Source organism: Actinomyces sp. ICM47, assembly GCF_000278725.1.
Lineage (GTDB): Bacteria > Actinomycetota > Actinomycetes > Actinomycetales > Actinomycetaceae > Pauljensenia.
This window is the reverse complement of record NZ_ALCA01000008.1, coordinates 1-18,689: the sequence shown is the minus strand read 5'-3', so window position 1 is coordinate 18,689 and position 18,689 is coordinate 1. Positions and strand designations below refer to the sequence as shown.

Sequence of the window (18,689 nt, the reverse complement as noted above, 5' to 3'; positions counted from 1 at the left end):
CAATGTGGGCCTGCACGTGGGCGACGATCCGGCGCTGGTCCGGGCGCGCCGGGAAGCTATGGCGCGCCGACTGGGACGGGACATTGTCTGGATGAATCAGACGCACTCGACCCGGGTCGAGACCATCGTGCATACAGATCGAGCACCGATGTTGGCCAGTGCTGGAACGGCTCTTGCTCGTCCCGCGCCGGGAGAATGGGGTCCCGTCGAGGCTGACGGTGTCGTGATCGATGCTCGTGGCTGGCGAAGTGCACCCGCTCTTGCCGTCCAGACAGCTGATTGTCTGCCCGTTGTCCTCTCCGCAGCACGCGGTGAAGTCGTCGCGGCTGTTCACGCGGGCAGGCGCGGCCTGCTCGGGGGAATCCTGACCGCTGCTGTCGAGCAGATTCGTTCACTGACGGATGAGGCGATCCTCGCTCTCATCGGTCCGGCTATCTGCGGACGCTGCTACGAGGTGCCGGAACGCATGGCGAGCGAGAGCGAGGCCGACATGCCGGGGATCAGGGCGCACACCTCGTGGGGAACTCCCTCCCTTGACCTCCCGGCAGCAGCTAGCACCCAGCTGAGGGAGCTGGGGGTGCGTGTCCTGACGGACCCCCGCTGCACGCTCGAAGACTCCGATCTTTTCTCGTACCGAGCCGATTCTGGGTGTGGTCGTCAAGCGCTGATCATCATTCCCGTCTAACTGATGCGGGACGCGCATCGAGGGTGCGTGATCCGCACAGACTCCACTGCCTCGCCTCGTCAGCGGGTGTGACCGGGCTCTGTGTGTGTCACTCCTCGCGACGCGCCGGGTGCCCTGCGCGACGTAACCGTCAAGCGCCTGTAGCTTGTGGCTATGCATCGGCAGAAGGAGGAATGATGAGTAATTCGTTCGGTGCACGAGCACGCAAGTTCATGGGCTGGTACCCGGCCAATGAACCCATCGACCAGTTTGACCAGTTCGAGGACTTCGACGAGGTCGACGAAGTGGAAGAGGTAGCCCCCGTGGCCGATATCACCCCCGTCTCCCGCCCGACGCTGACTGCCATCCGACGCGAGGAACCCGCCGAGGATCTCACACGTATCGTGACGATCCACCCCACCGCCTACTCTGACGCCGTCACCATCGGCGAGGCTTTCCGTGAAGGCACGCCGGTTATCATCAACCTCACCGACATGGGCGAGGAGGAGGCACGTCGCCTCGTGGACTTCGCCGCCGGCCTGACCTTCGGTCTGCACGGTGTCATCGAGCGCGTGACTGCTCGTGTGTTCCTGCTGTCCCCGGCCTCGGTCGAGGTGGCCGGTGACAGCTCGTCCTCGGCTCGCCGCGGGTCCCTCTACAACCAGGGCTGAGTTCGCCGGTGATCGTTCTATCCTGGGTTGGGTGGGGCCTCAGTGTCCTTATCAACCTCTACATGATGGTGCTGTTCGCGCGCATGATTCTGGACTTGGTCCCGTTTTTTGCGCGCGGATGGCGTCCCCGTGGGATCGTTCTGGTCGTGGCGAACCTTGTGTACGCGCTCACCGACCCGCCGATCCGTTGGCTCGGTCGCTTCATTCCGCCCCTGCGGCTCGGTGGAGGAATGGCAATCGATGTCGGTTTTATGGTGTTGTTCCTCATCCTATATGTTGCACAACGGTTTGCGAACATTCTCTACTTCATTAGCCAATAGGTATTAAATTCGGGCATGAGAGGTCGCACATATGCGACACTCGGGCCGTGATGAATGTTGTTCGTGTGACCATATCAGTTATTATTTTTGTGACGTGATAGCGGGCGGCCTTCCCGGTCGTCCAGGCATGCGGTTTTCCGCTTGTCAATCGAAACGACCGAGAGGCGAAGCAATGGCCCTGCTCACTACTGAGGATGTCCTCAACAAGAAGTTCCAGTACGTCAAGTTCCGCGAGGGATACGACCAGGACGAGGTCGATGAGTTCCTTGACGAGGTAGTCTCCACCATCTACTCCCTGCAGATGGAAAACCAGGAACTCAAGGAAAAGCTGGAGGCCGCTGAGCGCCGCGTCGCTGAGCTCTCCAACGGCGATTTCACCCCTGTCGAGACCCCAGCTCCCGCGGTTGTCGAGACGCCCGCCCCCGTGATGCCGACCTTCACCGGGCCGCAGGATCCCGAGTCCGCCACTTCCATGCTGGCCCTCGCCCAGCGCGTCCACGACGAGTACGTGCGCGATGGCGAGGAGCAGAGCGCGAAGATCATCGCCGAGGCCAAGGCCGAGCGCGAGTCGATCATCGCCGATGCTCAGAAGCAGAAGGACAACGTCCTCAAGCAGCTCGAGCAGGAGCGTGAGCTGCTCGAGAACAAGATCAACGGTCTGCGTACTTTCGAGTCCGAGTACCGCTCGAATCTGCGCAACCACCTCGAGTCCCTCCTCAACGAGGTTGGCAACAACGAGAACTGATCGCATACCTCTTTCCTGGCGGCGGTGCACCCTACGGTGTGCCGCCGCCGGTCCTTTAAGATAGGGAACCATGGCTGACTCAACTCGTTCGTTTATCTCACGCACGACGTGGATCTGGGCGTTAGTTCTCCTGGCCGTCGCGATTGTCTCCGACCAGGCGTCGAAGGCATGGGCGCGCGGCGCGCTCGGGGATGGTAATGACCGGCCGATCCTGGGTGAGTTGCTCTCGCTGAGGCTCGTGCATAATTCAGGTGCCGCTTTTTCCTTAGGCGCCAACAGCACGTGGCTGTTGACCGTCTTTACGCTCCTCATCATGGGCTTCCTCGGTGCGTTGGCAATCCGCGTGCGTAGGTCGTCAACGCTGCTGGCCATTGGCTTGCTCATGGGCGGCGCGGTCGGCAACCTGATTGATCGGCTGACCGGTGAGCCTGGGTTTGGCGTCGGGCACGTCACCGACTTCATCGCCTACGGCACCTGGTTCGTTGGAAATGTTGCGGATATCTGGATTGTGCTCGGTGCAGCGTGGCTGGCGCTGGCTCTGTCGCGTGAACCCCGAGAGGAAGGGAGCAAGTGAGTTCTCGGATGCTTCCCGTGCCCGATGCCCTGGTGGGCGAGCGTGTGGATGCCGCCCTGGCCCGCATGCTCGGCCTGTCACGCTCGCGCTGTGCGGAGCTGGCGGGGGACGGATATGTCCTGATTAATGGCGTGACTGCCGGGAAATCGGATCGACTGGGCGCTTTCGACATTATCGAGGTGACGATCCCCGAGCCCGAAAGTAAGCCGACGCCCGTGACTGACATGGGAATCCTGTACGACGATGAGGACATTGTCGTCGTCGACAAGCCCGTGGGCGTCGCCGCACACACCGGTCCCGGATGGGAGGGGCCCACGGTCCTGGGGAATTTGGAGGCAGCGGGTTACCGCATCACCAGCTATGGCCCGCCTGAGCGACAGGGTATCGTCCACCGCCTCGACGTGGGGACCTCGGGGGCGATGATGGTTGCCAAGTCAGAGCTGGCTTACACGGTCATGAAGCGGGCCTTCAAGGAGCGCACCATCGAGAAGGTGTACCACGCCGTCGTCGCCGGTCACCTCGACCCGGCCTCGGGCACGATCGACGCTCCGATCGGTCGCCACCCTTCCCGTGAATGGCGTATGGCCGTCATTGACGGCGGCAAGCGAGCCGTCACCCACTACGACACCCTGGAACTCATGGCGGGGGCACAACTCACGGAGGTACACCTGGAGACGGGACGTACCCATCAGATCCGCGTGCATATGGCCGCCGTCGGTCACCCCTGCGTGGGCGATACGTTCTATGGCGCAGACCCCACTCAGGCGGAGCGCCTGGGACTCACCCGACAGTGGCTGCACGCCGTTCGTCTCGGCTTCGCTCACCCGCGAACGGGCATGCCGATGAGCGTGTCCAGCCCCTATCCGGTCGACCTGGAGGTGGCCCTCGACAGGCTGCGTCACCCTGGCGCCTAAGACGGAGGTGACAGTACATCTCAGCCACGGCCTCGTCGATGAGTGGGCCGTGAGATGAACGACCGCGTGCACTCGTGCGTTGCACGGCCCCGCGCGCGCCACGGCCAGTAGAATCGACGCATGGCTGATTCCTTCGTGCACCTTCACAACCACTCCGAGTATTCGATGCTGGATGGAGCGGCGAAGACGAAAGCAATGGCGGAGGAAGCGGCACGCCTCGGGCAACCCGCGATTGGCCTGACCGATCACGGATACCTGTTCGGTGCCTACGACTTCTACACGAACTGCAAGAACGCGGGTGTCAAGCCGATCATCGGGCTTGAGGCGTACGTGACCCCTGGCACGTCGCGCTTTGATCGTCAGAAGGTCCTGTGGGGTGAGCCGTGGCAGCGCGCCGACGACGTGAGCGCCGGCGGTTCCTACAATCACCTGACTCTCATCGCCTACAACACGACGGGCATGCATAATCTCTTCCGCCTGGGGTCCTACGCCTCGACGGACGGCCAGTTCGGCAAGTGGCCGCGCGCCGACAAGGAACTGCTCGCCCAGTTCCACGAGGGCCTCATCGTGTTCACGGGCTGCCCGTCGGGTGCCGTGCAGACGCGCCTGCGCCTGGGGCAGTGGGACGAGGCCGTGGCTGAGGCCGCGGAGCTGCGCGACATTTTCGGGGCGGAAAACTTCTACGTCGAGGTCATGGACCACGGCATCGACATCGAGCGCCGGACCCACCAGCAGGTCCTCGAGATCGCCAAGCTTATGAATGCGCCCCTCGTGGCCACCAACGATGCGCACTACGTCAAGCGCGACGACCGCAAGATCCAGGATGCGCTCCTGTGCATCAACTCCGGTTCGCGCATTAACGACCCAGACCGATTCAAGTTTGACGGTGATGGCTACTACATCCGTTCCTCGGATGAGATGCGTTCGCTGTGGAGTGAGCTGCCCAGCGCCTGCGACTCGACCCTCGAGATCGCCGAGCGCTGCGACGTGCACTTTACGACCACGAAGGAGGGCGCGAACTACATGCCCGACTTCCCGGTGCCCGAGGGCGAAGACAAGACCTCGTGGTTCATCAAGGAGGTCGAACGAGGCCTGCGTGATCGCTTCCCGAACGGCATCCCTGACGCCGTGCGCAAGCAGGCCCAGTACGAGGAAGACGTCATCATTTCGATGGGTTTCCCCGGCTACTTCCTGACCGTCGCCGACTACATCAACTGGGCGAAGTCGCAGGGCATCCGCGTGGGGCCCGGTCGTGGTTCGGGTGCCGGATCGATGGTCGCCTACGCCATGAAGATCACCGAGTTGAACCCCCTCGATCACGGTCTGATCTTCGAACGATTCCTCAACCCCGAGCGAATCTCCATGCCTGACTTTGACGTCGACTTCGACGAACGTAGGCGCGACGAGGTCATCGCCTACGTGAAGCGCAAGTACGGTGAGGATCGCATCAGCCAGGTCGTCACCTACGGCACGATTAAAACCAAGCAGGCCCTGAAGGACTCTGCGCGCATTCTCGGCAAGGACTTCAAGGTCGGCGAGCAGCTCACCAAAGCCCTGCCCCCGGCCATTATGGGCAAAGACATCACGGTCCACGGCATCTTCGATGAGAAGGACAAGCGCTACGCCGAGGCCTCGGAGTTCCGCAAGTTCTACGAGGAGAACCCCGACACGCACGAGGTCGTCCAGTACGCGCTCGGCCTGGAGGGGCTGACGCGTCAGTGGGGCGTGCACGCGTGCGCGGTCATCATGAGCTCCCACACGCTCACGGACATCATCCCGATCATGAAGCGCCCGCAGGACGGCGCGATCATCACCCAGTTTGACTACCCGACGTGCGAGACGCTCGGCCTGCTGAAGATGGACTTCTTGGGTCTGCGTAACCTCACGGTCGTGTCCGACGCCCTTGAGAACATCGCGCTCAACGGCAAGCCAGACCCGGACCTCGATCACCTGGCCTTCGACGATAAGAAGACGTATGAGCTACTGGGACGAGGCGAGACCCTCGGCGTCTTCCAGCTGGATGGTGGCGGCATGCGCGACCTCCTCAAGCTCATGAAGCCTGACAACTTCGAAGATATCTCGGCCGTCGGTGCCTTGTATCGCCCGGGTCCGATGGGTGCGAACTCGCACACGAACTACGCGCTGCGTAAGAATGGGCGTCAGGAGATTACTCCCATCCACCCGGAGCTGGAAGAACCGCTTAAGGACATCCTGGGTACGACCTTCGGTCTGATCGTGTATCAGGAGCAGGTCATGCAGATTGCGCAGAAGCTGGCGGGATACTCGCTGGGTCAGGCAGATATTCTGCGTAAGGCGATGGGTAAGAAGAAGAAGGAGGTTCTGGACCAGCAGTTCAAGGGCTTCCGCCAGGGCATGGTGGACAACGGCTATTCCGAGGAGTCGATTAAGGCCCTGTGGGACGTCGTCGTTCCCTTCTCCGCGTACGCCTTCAACAAGGCCCACTCGGCGGCTTACGGCCTCGTCTCCTACTGGACAGCCTTCCTCAAGGCGAACTACCCGACCGAGTACATGGCCGCCCTGCTGACCTCGACGAAGGACAACAAGGACCGCCGTGCGCTCTATCTGGCCGAGTGCCGCCACATGGACATCACGGTCCTGCCCCCGGACGTGAACGCGTCGATGGGTAACTTCGCGCCTGACGGTGAGGCGATCCGCTTCGGCTTGAACGCCATCCAGAACGTTGGTGGGCCGGTCGTTGACGCAATCGTGGAGACTCGCGCGCAGAAGGGGCGTTTCTCCTCGTTCCAGGATTTCCTGGACAAGGTCCCGCAGGTGGTGTGCAACAAGCGCACGATCCAGTCCCTGATCCGGGCCGGTGCCTTCGACTCGATGGGGCACACGCGCCGCGCTCTCCTTGCGCGCTGCGACGAGGCAGTGGACGCGATCATCGACGTCAAGCGCAACGAGGCCATCGGGCAGTTCGATCTGTTCGGCGCGCTGGGTGAGGACGATGACTCGGGTTCCGGTTTGACGATCGACATCCCGGACCTGCCTGAGTTTGATCGCAAGACGAAGCTGGCCGCCGAGCGCGAGATGCTAGGCCTGTACGTCTCCGACCACCCGCTGCGCGGCGTCGAGGCGGCGTTGGCTCGCCACCAGGACTATGAGATCGCGCAGGTTGTGGGCTCGGAGGGTGCGATGGCGGACCGTATCGTCAAGATCGCGGGCCTGGTCTCCGGCGTGACGACGAAGGTGACGAAGCAGGGAAATGCGTGGGCGATTGCAACCATCGAGGATCTGTCGGGCTCGGTGGACGTTCTCTTCTTCCCGCGCTCGTACGAGTCGATTCAGACCTACCTCGCTCAGGACATCATCGTCCAGATTGAAGGAAAGGTGAACGTCCGTGAGGAGGGTATGACGATCTACGGTCAGTCGATGACTCTCCTGGATCTGTCGGGCGGGGCGGACCTGCCGCTCGACCTGCGCCTGCCGGCTGCCCGGTGCACGCCCGAGCTTCTCACCGATCTGCGAGGCGTCCTCGAGTCCTATCCGGGTGGCTCCCCGGTGCGCCTGCACCTGACGGAGCCGGGGCGCACGACGGTTGTCGAGCTGGATCCGAAGCTGCGCGTGGAGCAGACCAGCGCCTTCTTCAGCCATATCAAGGCCGTGGTCGGCGCGGGCGGCGTCGTGACCTCGTCCTAAGATGACGCGACGCGGGCCGGTGGACCCGGCTCGCGTCGTTGACGGGGATGCTTAGGAGGCGGTCCCGACGATTGCGGCGACCCGTCCCCAGGGGGCGTCGACCTCGACGAGATCGTCTGCGCTCAGGTGGTGGCCCCGGCGTGTCTCTACTTCGCCGTTGACGGTCACGTCGCCGCCCTGGATGAGTTCGCGGGCCTGCGCACCGTCTTCCGCGAGGGAGGCAAGCTTGACGAATTGGCCGAGTTTAATCTCTCCGCGTACAGGGATCGTGGGGATGGTCATGGCGGGGTCCTTTCGCTGGTGGAGAGCGCATGACGCGCGAGGGCGTGTATGAACAGTATCCTTGGTGGCAAAGACACACAATAAGGAGGAGCGGTGAGCGCTCACAACGACGATATCGATGCGGAGTTCCAGTCGCTGGTCGCATCGCTGGGGGAGACAGGGACAGAGGCGTCGTCTCAGCCGACACGTGACCCGGACGATACTCCCGTCGACGAGTCGCTGCACCTGGAGGGTGGCCGTCTGTCGGTCGCGCTGGTGCTGGCACCGATCGCGTACCCGGAGGCCCTGCATTCGCTGCTGGCGCTGTCGGGCGTCCGAGAGTCCATTGTGCGTCTCAAGCCGTGGACTGCCGTGTGGTTACGTGTTGAGACGACGCCGACGGACGAGGAGGAGCTGGATGCTCTGCTCACCGGCCAGCGCCCGATGCCGGATGTGGTAGACCGTGTGGCGCGCGCCGTGTCGAATCTGTCGAAGTATGGGGCGGTTGCTCTCATGAGCTGGCTCGTCGAGGGCGATGGCGTGGAGCCGGGCGTCTCGGGTCGTATTTCCGCCCAGCGTTACGTGGGTGGCGAGCCGGAGGAGGCGATCCCCGCTGGCCTCCTGTTGGGCGCGATGCCCCCGGCCACGGAGGATCTGCTGCTGGGGCGCACGACGCCCAGTGACTATTCGGATTCGGTGAGCGCCGACGGTTCTCGCAAGGGTGGCGGCCCGCTCGGCTGGTTCCGCCGCAAGCAGTCATGAGCGTCCTCGAACTGCTGCCCGCAATCGACGTAACGGGCGGGCAGGCGGTGCGTCTGTCCTCCGGGTCGGTCGATGCCGGGAGCTGGGGTAGTCCGATTGATGTCGCTCGTTCCTTCGACGAGGCCGGGGCGCGCTGGGTGCACCTCGTGGACCTGGATCTGGCGTTTGGTCGCGGCGAGAACTCTGAGTTGCTGGCCCGGGTTATTCGCGAGACGCCCGTGCGCGTCGAGCTGTCGGGTGGCATCACGAGCCGCGCGGCCATTGAGGCCGGATTGGCGATGGGACCTGAGCGCGTCAACGTGGCCACGCAGGCGCTTGCGCGCATCGATGACGTCTGTGAGGCCGTCGATTCCTTTGGTGAGCGCGTCGCCGTGTGCTTGGACGTGCGTGGGGATCGTTTGGCCGCGCGCGGCGGATGCGGCGAGGGGGGTGACGTCTGGGAGGTACTGCGCGTTTTGAACGAGGCCGGGGTGGCCCGCGTGGTCGTCACCGACGTGACGCGGGACGGGCAGATGACCGGTTCGAACCGTGAGCTGCTGGAGCGCGTCGCAGACTCGACTGACGCGCGCATCATCGCGTCGGGCGGCGTCAACTCGCTGGCCGATATTGAGGCGCTGCGCGCCCTCGGTATCGAGGGAGCCATCGTCGGAAAGGCCCTCTATCAGGGGGCATTCACCCTGGCGGACGCGCTGGCCGTTGCCGGATGCGAGGAGGATTGATGGCCGCTGGAATGCCCAATCTCTCCGAGGAACAGAAGAATCGGCTGGCTCAGCGCCTGTCGATGATGAGCCACGACCGCGGCGATGTTGGCCAGGGCCTGCCGCGCACGATGCGCGCGCTGGCGCTGGGGGAGGGGAATGACGCGGGTGCCGCCCGCCTCGAAGCCCTCGTCGATGCTCTCGTGTTCGAACGGGTTATCGTGCCCATCGACGTCGAACCCGACCCGCGCGTGACGGGCGTTCATGCCGGCGAAAACGGGCATAACCCGATTGACTTTGTGCGGGCCCAGACCCCGGCCGGGGACGCACTCGCCATCTACTCGTCGGCCGAGGCCCTGTCTGCTCACCGCCCCGGTGATCGACCGATGGCCCTGGACTTCCGCACGATTGGACTCACCGCCCTGATTGAGACGGGCGGGCGCGTCGTCGTCAACCCGGGCACCGACGCGGTGCTGCTGCCGCGCCCCGCCGTCGCCGCCCTCGCCCAGGGCGATCAGTGGTTGCCTGCTTGGCGCGATGTGGCCTTGCGCGAGCTGCTGCTCGCCGAAGCAAGCGCCGCCTGCTCCGCCATCACCGACCTGTCCATCACCTACGCGGGCGATGGTCTGACGCGCGTCATCGTGTCCGTGGAACGATCCTGTTTCACGGGGGCGGCCAATGCCTCGGCAATGAAGCAGAGCCTGACTCAGGCGTTGTCGCACGTCGGGGCAAACCGCCGCCTCATCGCCTCGGCTGATCGCGTCGAGATCGCGCCCATCCTCGCCTGAGGCCATGGTGATTGCCGACGCGCCGCGGCCTCGTCCGTGAGCGTGAGGCATGCAATGGCCCCTGACCTGGCGCGGGGGTATCCTCTCTGGTATCGTTAGCATGACCGTCTGGGCATACGCCCGGAACGCAAGCGGAGAAATCCCACCTGGATACCCGCCTCTCGACAGGGAGGATGCCGCCCACAGGGGCGAAGCGCAGGGGATCGGGTTCGGCGGTCGACACCCGTGCGTGTTGACCCTATGGAAGCCTCCGTGCGCGTCGCGTAACGGAGGCTTTTCGTTTCGCGCATAAGGATTCTGTGGAAGGAGCCGCTCATCAGCGAGACTCGCATCAATGAGCGTATTCGAGTCCCCGAGGTTCGCCTCGTGGGACCCGGAGGTGAACAGGTCGGCGTCGTCCGCGTTGAGGACGCGCTGCGTCTGGCCGAAGAGGCCGGGCTTGACCTGGTTGAGGTTGCGCCGAACGCTAAGCCGCCCGTCGCAAAGCTCATGGATTACGGCAAGTACAAGTACGAAGCCGCCCAGAAGGCCCGCGATGCTCGCCGTAACCAGGCGAACACGCAGCTGAAGGAAATCCGCTTCCGACTCAAGATCGACGATCATGACTTCGGCGTCAAGAAGGGCCACGTGGAGCGCTTCCTGTCCGCCGGCGACAAGGTCAAGGTCATGATCATGTTCCGCGGTCGAGAGCAGTCTCGCCCCGAGGCCGGCGTTCGCCTCCTGCAGCGCCTCGCCGAGGAGATCGGTGATCTCGCCACCGTCGAGTCGATGCCCCGTCAGGACGGGCGCAACATGACGATGGTGCTGGCCCCCACCAAGCGCAAGGCCGACGCCCTGACCGAGCAGCGCAAGCGCCGCGAGGCCGAGCGCGCCGAACGCCGGGGCAAGCGCGCCGAACGCGCCAGCAAGGACCAGGCCCGCGTGGCAGCCGACAAGGCTGACGAACAGGACTGACGGCGATAGTAATCGCCTCACAACGAAGGAATAGAAATGCCGAAGAACAAGACTCATTCCGGTGCTAAGAAGCGCTTCCGCACGACTGGCTCGGGCAAGATCATGCGCGAGCAGGCCGGAGCCCGCCACCTGCTGGAGCACAAGTCCAGCCGCAAGACCCGCCGCCTGGCCACCGACCAGGTCCTGGAGACCGCCGACGTCAAGCGCGTCAAGCGTCTGCTGGGCAAGTGAGCTCGAGTTAGAGGAGAACAGTAGAAAATGGCACGTGTTAAGCGTTCTGTCAACGCCAAGAAGAAGCGTCGTACCGTACTCGAGCAGGCCTCCGGCTACCGTGGCCAGCGCTCGCGCATGTACCGTAAGGCCAAGGAGCAGGTCACTCACTCCTTCGTCTACTCCTACCGCGACCGCAAGGCCAAGAAGGGCGACTTCCGTCGTCTGTGGATCCAGCGCATCAACGCTGCGTCCCGCGCCCAGGGCCTGACCTACAACCGCCTCATCCAGGGTCTGAACCTGGCCGGCGTTGAGGTCGACCGTCGCATGCTGGCCGAGCTGGCCGTGAACGACATCAACGCGTTCAACGCCCTGGTGAAGGTTGCCAAGGACGCGCTGCCCGCCGACATCAACGCCCCCAAGGCCTGATAGGTGAGTTCTTTCGCCGAGCGCCTGGCCATTCTCGATAATCCCCGCGCTGATCGCGTGCGCAGGGTGTCGGTTCTGGTCGGGCGCTCGGCGCGTTCGCGCTCGGGCCTGATGCTCGTAGAGGGGCCTCAAGCCGTGCGCGAACTCGTGCGCTTTCGTCCCGGCGCTGTTCGGGACGTGTATGTGCGCGAGGATGCGTGGGGTACTCACGCTGACGTCGTCGATGCTGCGCGGCGCGCGACCCGCTGGGTGCATCCCGTGACTGCCGAGGTTTCGGCTGCGCTCTCGCGGGATTCGCAGGGAGTGTGCGCTGTGGCCTCCGCAGACGCTGTGTCGCGCGAGCTACCTGAGCCGAGCGTGGGCGAGACCCTTGTGGTCCTTGCTCAGGGGCGCGACCCCGGCAACGTGGGCACGATTATCCGCACGGCCGACGCGTTTGGTGCGGTCGGTGTCATCACGGTTTCGGGTACGGTGGAAGCCGCCAGCCCGAAGGTCGTGCGTGCCAGCGCGGGTTCGGTGTTCCACATTCCCGTGTGCGTCGTTTCTTCATTCGAGGAAGCTCACGCCCTCATCCACCGCCGCAGCGCCGCACTGCTGGGGACCAGTGGCGGGGTCGGCTCCCTTGACCTTTCTCAGATGCTCGCTCAGGGCGTTTCCGGTCGTTCGCGCTTGTCGCAGTCCCACGCGTGGGTCTTCGGTAACGAGGCAAAGGGCCTGTCGGGGGCAGAGATGCGCCTGTGCGACGCGCTCGTGTCGATCCCGATGACGGGGGACGCCGAGTCCCTTAACGTTGCCAGCGCGGCGACAGCCTGCCTGTTTGCCTCCCAGACTGTGCGAGGCATGACGCTCTGATGTTTCCTGATCGCGGTGCATTGTGGCGCTCGCGACTACCCTGGGTGTCATGAAGTTAGGTGACCTGTCCGAGGCCCAGTTGGTCTCTCATTTCCGCGCATCGTTCCCCGCAGGCGAGCGCACCCTCATCGGCATTGGCGATGACTGCGCGCAGATCGCGGCACCCGAAGGATCCTTCATCGTGACGACGGATGTCATGGTGGAAGACCAGCATTTTCACCTGTCCTGGTCCACCGGCTACGAGGTCGGTGCCCGCGTGGCGGCGCAGAACCTCGCGGATATCGACGCGATGGGAGGGCGTCCCTCAGGTCTCGTCGCCTCGGTCGTCGCGCCGCGAAACATGGACGCGAATATTTTTCTCGATGTTGTCCGAGGCCTGGGGGAGCGGGCGCGCGAGGTCGGCGCGGGCGTCGTCGGCGGCGACCTGAGCGCGGGAGACAAGCTCGTCCTCTCGGTGACTGCCTTCGGCTATTGCCCGGGGCCAGTGGTGCGTCGCGACGGGGCACGCCCCGGCGACGTCATCGCGGTGAGCGGTACGTTGGGCTTTTCCTACGCTGGCCTCGACCTGCTCTCGGGCGGGTACGTCGACCCTGCCGCGCGTGGTACCGACCAGCTGGGGAAACTCGCTCCCTTCATCGAGACCTATCGCGCGCCGCACCCGCCGCTGGGGTCAGGGGTTGCCGCCGCGGCAGCGGGTGCTCGGGCGATGATGGACCTGTCCGACGGACCCGCCGCCGATGCCGCCCGCATGGCCACGGCCTCGAACGTCGTCATCGAATTCGACCGGCACGCCATCGAGGAGGAGGCATGGAAGCTCCAAGCGCCGGCTCTGATCTGCCGAACGGACCCCGTGTGGTGGGTGCTCCAAGGCGGTGAGGAACATGGAATGCTCGCTGCGTTCCCGCCCGACGCGCCACTGCCCGACGGATTCCGTGTCATTGGTCGCGTGCGGGCGCGCGAAGAGGGGGAGAAGGCCTGTGCGATGTTCGATGGGGAGATCCTGCGCGGGGCGTGGGACCATTTCGATTCTGATTCCGTACACTAGCGTGATGTAGACCGCTGGTTTCCCCGTCGATGGGACGGCGCACACCGAGCGGTGTAGCTGCAAGGAATGGAGAACGTTAGCATGGCTGCTTCGACCGAGGGAACCCAGGCCTTGTCCCGTCCCATGTCGCGCGTGGCGCGCAAACTCGCCGAATCCTCCGAGGAGATCCCAGCAACCGCTGGGCTGTCGCTCCCGGCGTTGCGCGGCGACGCGGTGGTGCCGCCAACGAAGGCCCTGCCCGTCGTCACCCGGGACGAGGACGACGCCAACTAACGCGGCGCACCAAGAAGGGGAAGAAACGTCGATGAGGACGATGAGGGACACACGTACGCGGAGTTGGTTCAGCGCGCCCCTCGTCACTGAATCCATCGATGACCCGCCGTAGAACGCTCGCTTGTCGTCGCGAGCATTCGTGAACGCGACCCTGAGATCAAACGCGAACGCGTCGTGTCCAGCTGCGCTGCGCTCCCCGAACGTGACTGCTCTGGAGGTGTCCGTGATGCCGTCCATGCTTGCCACCGACACGGATTGTGGGAGTTTCACCGGCTACGACGCGCTCGTGACGATCCGCGAATCGGGCGGCACGTCCGGGTCCAGCGAACGCACCGTGACGGTCACTCCCTACGCGCAGGTCCCCCTGGCCGAGACGGGGATCCCCCAACCGAACGAGGACGGAATTCCGAGGATTCTCATCACGCTCGCTAGTCGCTGAGAAGTACTGGAAGGGGAGCGTGAAATCGCGATATGCGTGGTGCCGTTCGCCTGCGGTCTGGGGGTGTCGTAGGCTACCATCACACTATAGTTAGCGAGTATGTGAAGGTGCTGTCAATGGGGACTCAGAAGTCTGGCCCGCAGTATGGGGTACCGGGTGCCGCGAGCAGAGGGGGTACAACGCCCTGCCGTTTCCCCGTGGCTCTCTGCCGCCGCAGGGAACGTACGAAGCGGTCGATCGTGGCGGTCGTGTGCCTCGTGCTCGTTATCTGCTTCGGATTCTGGATGGCGGGGAAGGAAAGCACTCCCGAGAGGGAAGTACGCCGGTACTTGTCCTACCTTGCCAAGGGCGACGCGGAGGGAGCCCTGTCGATGGCTGATCCCGGTGTACCCAACGATCAGAGGATCTTCCTGACGAATGAGGTTCTGGCTTCGGCTGCATCGCGCCTAGAAGTGGAAGCTGTTGAGGCGGAAGATAGCCGAGGCAAGCGGGTGGAAACATCGAAGGTGACGGCCACGCTTCGGCTTAACGGCCATCGCTTTACTCATGTTTTCACCCTCGACCGCAAGGACCGTGAAGATAGCATCATATCAACCTGGACAATCCGTGAAGGCCTCGTTGTTCCCCTGAAAGTTTCGGGACATCACGTTCCCCGGTTTAGCGTCGGGGGTGCCGTCACGGACCTTGATTCGTCCGCTCCAGAGGGAATGGAATACCTCTTCTTCCCAGGCGTCTACGACCTTCAACCTGAGGGAACAGGGGAGTATGTGGACGCGCAGTCGGCGCGTGCCGTCGTTGAGGACGGGACGCAGGGGAGTTCCTACGAGACGACGCACGTCACGCTGGAAGGCTCGCTCAATTCACAATTGAGGGGTGAGGTCTTGCGCGCTGCGCAAGACGCGGTGCAGGCATGTGGGACGTTGGGGCGTAATGCGGATCAGATGTGCCCCAGTGCCCTGCGCTCTTCGAGTCTTAGCGTCCTTGACGTTACGACGTTGCCGTCCACGCTGGTGAGCGTGAGCGACTCTGGTGCCTATACCGGAGAAGATGCCGTCATCACATACCAGGACCCTGGATCCTGGTTGCCGGATCGCCATCCCCGCACTCTTACCCTGAGACCGACCATGACGGTCGCGCTCTCAGACGCAGGAGTTCCGGTTACCGATATTGACGGAAAACCCGTCATCTCCGTCACGCTCAGCATCCCCTCGTCGTCAGGGGATTCGCCTTCTTCGTGAATATAACAAGTAATAGTTGCTACTGAAGGTTGTTGGCGGAGGTTGAGAGCGGTGCTCATTCTTACCCTGTCACGGTAACCGTTTGCCGAGGAAGTGCCTGGCGGCTTTCCCGTGACGTGACGCCCGGGACGTCGTAAGGAGCACGCAATGGATACTCGACACAATAACCTGAGGGGGGCCTCGATACCACCGTTCGCAGGTGGCATGGACGATGAGCCCGTCCCCGATCCGCCGACGCTCTCAGCTGTGCCGTCCCCTCCGCGGCGGACAGCTGTGCCGGTGCCTGGATACGGGCAGTATCAGGTGGCTGCCCCGGTATCGATGTCGGCCCCCGCCGGCGCGGCAGCGTTCGGTGGTGCGGCTTCGCTCCCGCAGACTCCGCGCAAGCGCGTCAGTCCACTCGTACTGGCGGTCGTCATTGCGGTGGTCGTCGTCGGTGTAGCCCTCGGTAGCTTCGTGCTCGCACATTCGATACGCACTCCTGAGGCGGAGGTGCAACGGTACCTGGACTATGGTGACCGGGGAGCATGGTTGTATCCCCATTGTGATCGGTGTTGACTGGCCACAAGCCAGATATGATACTGGGCACGCCTGCGTGGTCGGAGGGCGGGGAGCGCAGAGCACTGCCTTCTGACTGCTGTTTATCAAATAGTGTGAGGAGTGCACGATGGGCACCGAGAAGAACGACGCGAGCGTGGCTCCGATACCGGCGCCGCCTGTGACCCCTTCGGTTCCGGGTCCGCCGATGCCTGCTGGTGCGGGTGTGGCTTTTACGCCGGTGTCCGCTCAGGGGAAGAAGCGCATGAAGCTGATCGGGATCCTGGTCGGCGTCCTCGTGGTGCTGGTGATTGCTGGTGTGGTGGCGATCAAGGTCGTCAATAGTTCTCGTACGCCCGAGGCTGAGGTGCGTAAGTACCTGGATCTGCTGGCTGCCGGTAAGGCGAGCGCGGCGACGGCGATGGTTGACCCGGGCGTGCCGAACAATCAGCGCACGTTCTTGACAGACGACGCCATGGCCTCGGCGACCTCGCTGCTGGTCGTCGAGGACGTCGTTGCGGATAAGAACGACGATTCCGACATACGCACGGTGACCGCCACCCTATCTGTTGATGGGCAGCATTTCACTCGTACTTTCACCGTCGTAGCAGACGACCCGGCGATGGGGGTTTTCAACACCTGGACGATCAAGGAATCCTTGGCGACGGCAGTTAGCGTGTCTGGGGTGAAAATCGATCAATTCTCTGTCGGCGGCGTCAGCACATCGATTGAGAGCTCGAGCGCCACCTTGGATAAAGATACCTATGTCTTCTATCCGGGGATCTACACGCTCACCCCCATCGCGCCCAACGAGTACGTCGATGCGTATCCCGTCACCATTTACGTCCGAGAGGGCGTTCGCACGACGTCAGTCGACGAGGGAGTTACTTTTCTTGGTCTCTACACCGACAAGCTAACGGATGAGGTGCACACGGCGATTCGCGAGCGCGTCGGCTCGTGCGTGTCTGCATCCTCTTATGCGTCCAGCCAATGCCCCAGCGCATTGAATAATGCGACGACTTCATCAGTTGACATCAAGGAGCTGCCTGCTGAACTAACGCAGAGTAGAGGTGGGTCTACAACGCTCGAAGGTGATGTGGTCCTTGAATACGACTCCGCGAAGGGCCGAAAAGAAGCGAGAACGACGGCAGTCGTGACAATGCGGACGGACGAGCGCAGGATGCTGGCGCTTACCCCCGATGGCAAGCCGGACTTCACGCTGACTTTCCGCTATTAGGGGCCCGCACAGATGCTTGGCACCTGAGTAACTCTCCGCGCCGCACCGACGGGCACTACTTATCCGTCCTGTGATCGTTCTTTGACTCAGCGCTTGTGAGGTGTGATACTTGGCACGCTCAAGTGGTTGGACGGTGGGGCGTGTAGAGCGCGTCGCTTTCCAGGCTGTGGTTTGTCAAATAGTGTGAGGAGCAATTGATGGGCACTGAGAAGAATCAAGCGAATGCGGCTCCGATACCGGCGCCGCCTGTGACCCCTGCGGTTCCGGGTCCGCCGGCGCCTGCCGGTGCGGGTGTGGCTTTTACGCCGGTGTCCGCTCAGGGGAAGAAGCGCATGAAGCTGATCGGGATTCTGGTCGGCGTTCTCGTGGTGCTGGTGATTGCTGGCGTGGTGGCGATCAAGGTTGCGAATAGTTCTCGTACGCCTGAGGCCGAGGTGCGTAAGTACCTGGATCTGCTGGCTGCCGGTAAGGCGAGCGCGGCGACGGCGATGGTCGATCCTGGCGTGAATAATGATCAGCGCACCTTCCTGACCGACGACGTGATGGCCTCGGCAACTTCGCTGCTGGTCGTCGAAGACGTGGGTACTGACAAGAAGGATTCCTCTGACACGCGCTCGGTGACCGCGACCATGCAGGTCAACGGCGAGCGCTTCGTCCACGTTTTCACCGTGACCAAGGCAGAGCCGACAATGGGTGTTCTTGACAACTGGAAGGTGAAGGACTCCCTGGCCGTGGAGCTGAACGTCGACGCCGAGGGATACACCCAGTTCACAATCGGTGGCGTCACCGCGGATATCCCCAGTAAGAGCTTCAGCGGTAGGGAGGGGTCCTATGTCGTCTACCCCGGTGTCTACACGGTCACGCCGGTCGCCCCGAGCGAATACGCGGATTCCAATCCTGAGACAGTCGCCGTTCTCGATGACGGGTTTGGCGGGAACGGTAGCACTGTCTCTCTGAAGGCCACCTACAACACCAAGCTGATTGCAGCAGCGCAAGCGGCAGGACAACAGGCTGTTGATTCCTGTACGTCCATTCCGGGCAACCAGAGTTCTTCGTGCCCATTTGCGATCCAGAGTGATGCGGTTACCGAGGTCTCGGGGGCGATGCCCAAGGCCTTGGGGGCGGAATCCGCAGAACAACCGACAGTATTTCGGGCAACTGTTATTTTCACGGCGACGTACTCCAATAAGTATTACATGGCGGGCACGCGCGACGTCGAGGCTAAGGTGGAGATCCGCGCGCAGCTCGACGACGACAAGGTGCTCAAGCTGGACAAGGATGGCAAGCCTGAGTTCACGGTCGACTTCCTTCGCTGAGGTGTTGTCTAGGCGTTGCCAACCCGTGATGGTGCCCGTCCGCGTGAAGCGGACGGGCACCACTCATCCATCCTGTGATCGTTCTTTGACTCAGCGCTT

General features: G+C 63.2%; 21 protein-coding genes. 20 read left to right on the top strand and 1 reads right to left on the bottom strand.

Features of this window, described 5'->3' with window-relative positions; genetic code table 11:
* From HMPREF1136_RS00430 to dnaE, 7 genes are all read left to right on the top strand, one after another.
* Positions 1 to 685, top strand: a 685-nt coding sequence (locus HMPREF1136_RS00430) for a polyphenol oxidase family protein (protein ID WP_034504199.1), incomplete at its 5' end; no start/stop codon positions are given.
* Between the two features lie 176 nt (positions 686 to 861).
* The gene (locus tag HMPREF1136_RS00425) at positions 862 to 1,335 is read left to right on the top strand and encodes a cell division protein SepF (RefSeq protein WP_009647322.1); all 474 of its coding nucleotides are present in this window, start codon (positions 862 to 864) and stop codon (positions 1,333 to 1,335) included.
* A gap of 8 nt (positions 1,336 to 1,343) precedes the next feature.
* On the top strand, positions 1,344 to 1,655 hold the full coding sequence (locus HMPREF1136_RS00420) for a YggT family protein (protein ID WP_009647315.1): 312 nt from the start codon (positions 1,344 to 1,346) through the stop codon (positions 1,653 to 1,655).
* Between the two features lie 172 nt (positions 1,656 to 1,827).
* On the top strand, positions 1,828 to 2,400 hold the full coding sequence (locus HMPREF1136_RS00415) for a DivIVA domain-containing protein (protein WP_009647307.1): 573 nt from the start codon (positions 1,828 to 1,830) through the stop codon (positions 2,398 to 2,400).
* Positions 2,401 to 2,470: 70 nt separating this feature from the next.
* On the top strand, positions 2,471 to 2,974 hold the full coding sequence (gene lspA / locus HMPREF1136_RS00410; protein WP_009647309.1) for a signal peptidase II: 504 nt from the start codon (positions 2,471 to 2,473) through the stop codon (positions 2,972 to 2,974).
* A gap of 8 nt (positions 2,975 to 2,982) precedes the next feature.
* Positions 2,983 to 3,888: an RluA family pseudouridine synthase gene (locus HMPREF1136_RS00405; protein ID WP_009647311.1), complete on the top strand. Its 906-nt coding sequence runs from the start codon at positions 2,983 to 2,985 to the stop codon at positions 3,886 to 3,888.
* Positions 3,889 to 4,008: 120 nt separating this feature from the next.
* Complete coding sequence (gene dnaE / locus HMPREF1136_RS00400; RefSeq protein ID WP_009647308.1) at positions 4,009 to 7,551, top strand: DNA polymerase III subunit alpha; 3,543 nt, start codon at positions 4,009 to 4,011, stop codon at positions 7,549 to 7,551.
* A 51-nt stretch (positions 7,552 to 7,602) separates the two neighbouring features.
* Here dnaE and HMPREF1136_RS00395 read toward each other — a convergent pair whose 3' ends face one another.
* On the bottom strand, positions 7,603 to 7,833 hold the full coding sequence (locus HMPREF1136_RS00395; protein WP_009647314.1) for an RNA-binding S4 domain-containing protein: 231 nt from the start codon (positions 7,831 to 7,833) through the stop codon (positions 7,603 to 7,605).
* A gap of 93 nt (positions 7,834 to 7,926) precedes the next feature.
* Between HMPREF1136_RS00395 and HMPREF1136_RS00390 the strand changes: the two genes are divergently transcribed.
* The 13 genes from HMPREF1136_RS00390 (at position 7,927) to HMPREF1136_RS00330 (ending at position 18,590) form a co-directional block, all read left to right on the top strand.
* The gene (locus HMPREF1136_RS00390; RefSeq protein ID WP_009647305.1) at positions 7,927 to 8,574 is read left to right on the top strand and encodes a hypothetical protein; all 648 of its coding nucleotides are present in this window, start codon (positions 7,927 to 7,929) and stop codon (positions 8,572 to 8,574) included.
* A complete protein-coding gene (locus HMPREF1136_RS00385) occupies positions 8,571 to 9,293 on the top strand; it encodes a HisA/HisF-related TIM barrel protein (protein WP_009647316.1) in 723 nt (240 codons plus the stop codon). Before HMPREF1136_RS00390 ends, HMPREF1136_RS00385 begins: the two co-directional genes overlap by 4 nt.
* Complete coding sequence (locus HMPREF1136_RS00380) at positions 9,293 to 10,060, top strand: SseB family protein (protein ID WP_009647318.1); 768 nt, start codon at positions 9,293 to 9,295, stop codon at positions 10,058 to 10,060. The genes HMPREF1136_RS00385 and HMPREF1136_RS00380 overlap by 1 nt, the downstream gene beginning before the upstream one ends.
* Before the next feature lie 288 nt (positions 10,061 to 10,348).
* Positions 10,349 to 11,014, top strand: a complete 666-nt coding sequence (infC, locus tag HMPREF1136_RS00375) for a translation initiation factor IF-3 (RefSeq protein ID WP_081445781.1) — start codon at positions 10,349 to 10,351, stop codon at positions 11,012 to 11,014.
* 36 nt (positions 11,015 to 11,050) lie between these two features.
* Entirely contained in the window at positions 11,051 to 11,245 is a 195-nt protein-coding gene (gene rpmI, locus HMPREF1136_RS00370; protein WP_005871559.1) for a 50S ribosomal protein L35, read from the top strand.
* 27 nt (positions 11,246 to 11,272) lie between these two features.
* A complete protein-coding gene (rplT, locus tag HMPREF1136_RS00365; RefSeq protein WP_007587751.1) occupies positions 11,273 to 11,653 on the top strand; it encodes a 50S ribosomal protein L20 in 381 nt (126 codons plus the stop codon).
* A gap of 3 nt (positions 11,654 to 11,656) precedes the next feature.
* Positions 11,657 to 12,505, top strand: a complete 849-nt coding sequence (locus tag HMPREF1136_RS00360; RefSeq protein WP_009647310.1) for a TrmH family RNA methyltransferase — start codon at positions 11,657 to 11,659, stop codon at positions 12,503 to 12,505.
* 49 nt (positions 12,506 to 12,554) lie between these two features.
* Positions 12,555 to 13,550 (top strand): thiamine-phosphate kinase, encoded by a 996-nt coding sequence (gene thiL, locus HMPREF1136_RS00355; protein ID WP_034504195.1) that lies wholly within the window; start codon positions 12,555 to 12,557, stop codon positions 13,548 to 13,550.
* An 81-nt stretch (positions 13,551 to 13,631) separates the two neighbouring features.
* A complete protein-coding gene (locus HMPREF1136_RS00350; protein ID WP_009647313.1) occupies positions 13,632 to 13,823 on the top strand; it encodes a hypothetical protein in 192 nt (63 codons plus the stop codon).
* 202 nt (positions 13,824 to 14,025) lie between these two features.
* Positions 14,026 to 14,262: a hypothetical protein gene (locus HMPREF1136_RS00345; protein ID WP_232204137.1), complete on the top strand. Its 237-nt coding sequence runs from the start codon at positions 14,026 to 14,028 to the stop codon at positions 14,260 to 14,262.
* A 371-nt stretch (positions 14,263 to 14,633) separates the two neighbouring features.
* Positions 14,634 to 15,500 carry a hypothetical protein gene (locus HMPREF1136_RS00340; RefSeq protein ID WP_232204136.1) on the top strand — a complete coding sequence of 289 codons (867 nt, stop codon included), beginning with the start codon at positions 14,634 to 14,636 and terminating at the stop codon, positions 15,498 to 15,500.
* A gap of 667 nt (positions 15,501 to 16,167) precedes the next feature.
* A complete protein-coding gene (locus tag HMPREF1136_RS00335; RefSeq protein ID WP_009647323.1) occupies positions 16,168 to 17,274 on the top strand; it encodes a hypothetical protein in 1,107 nt (368 codons plus the stop codon).
* Between the two features lie 197 nt (positions 17,275 to 17,471).
* Positions 17,472 to 18,590 (top strand): hypothetical protein, encoded by a 1,119-nt coding sequence (locus HMPREF1136_RS00330; RefSeq protein ID WP_009647320.1) that lies wholly within the window; start codon positions 17,472 to 17,474, stop codon positions 18,588 to 18,590.
* Positions 18,591 to 18,689: the final 99 nt, after the last annotated feature.